This window comes from Mesorhizobium sp. M7A.F.Ca.ET.027.03.2.1, assembly GCF_003999175.1.
Classification (GTDB): Bacteria; Pseudomonadota; Alphaproteobacteria; order Rhizobiales; family Rhizobiaceae; genus Mesorhizobium.
The window spans coordinates 1-678 of record NZ_RZOM01001719.1 but is presented as its reverse complement, the minus strand read 5'-3'; the positions used below and the strand labels follow the sequence as shown (position 1 = coordinate 678).

General features: G+C 60.3%; 2 protein-coding genes and 1 pseudogene. All 3 read left to right on the top strand.

Going from position 1 to position 678, the window contains the following annotated elements; genetic code table 11:
• Window positions 1-152, top strand: a pseudogene (locus EN750_RS37630) (cytochrome-c oxidase, cbb3-type subunit II); the annotation flags it as partial.
• Window positions 153-164: 12 nt separating this feature from the next.
• On the top strand, window positions 165-314 hold the full coding sequence (locus EN750_RS37625) for a CcoQ/FixQ family Cbb3-type cytochrome c oxidase assembly chaperone (protein ID WP_027035450.1): 150 nt from the start codon (window positions 165-167) through the stop codon (window positions 312-314).
• Between the two features lie 2 nt (window positions 315-316).
• Window positions 317-678, top strand: a 362-nt coding sequence (locus EN750_RS37620) for a cbb3-type cytochrome c oxidase N-terminal domain-containing protein (RefSeq protein ID WP_281062391.1), incomplete at its 3' end; no start/stop codon positions are given.

Sequence of the window (678 nt, the reverse complement as noted above, 5' to 3'; positions counted from 1 at the left end):
GCCTTGAGAAACGCTATCCCAAAGCCAAGGTCGGAGACTTCGACGGCAATCCGCAACAGGTGACTGAAATGGATGCGCTCGTTGCGTATCTGCAGATGCTCGGGACCTTGGTGGATTTCAAGAACTACGACGAGGCCGCCGGTTACCGCTGAGGAGCTTTATCCATGGAATACAATTTGATGCGGGAGTTTGCTGACAGCTGGGGTCTGGTCGCCATGGCGCTCTTCTTTGTCGGCGCGGTTGCCTTCGCGCTCCGGCCTGGCAGCCGCAAGCTGGCCGACGAAGCTGCCCGGATTCCCCTTGAGGACGAGTGATCATGAGCGACGAGCACATCGACGAAATCTCTGGCGTCTCAACCACTGGCCATGAATGGGACGGCATCCGGGAGCTGAACAATCCGCTTCCGCGCTGGTGGGTCATAACCTTCTACGTCACCATCGTCTGGGCGATCGGCTACATGATCGCCTATCCGGCATGGCCGCTGCTGCACTCCGCGACAACCGGTGTGCTCGGCTATTCGAGCCGCAAGGACGTCAAGAACGAGTTGGCGGCGGCAGAAGTGTCGAAGGGCAAGTATGTCGCGGCCGTAGAGTCGAAGACGGTCTCGGAGATCGCCGCGGACGATGCCTTGCGCGAATTCGCGGTCGCCGCTGGCGGCGCCGCGTTCAAGGTCAACTG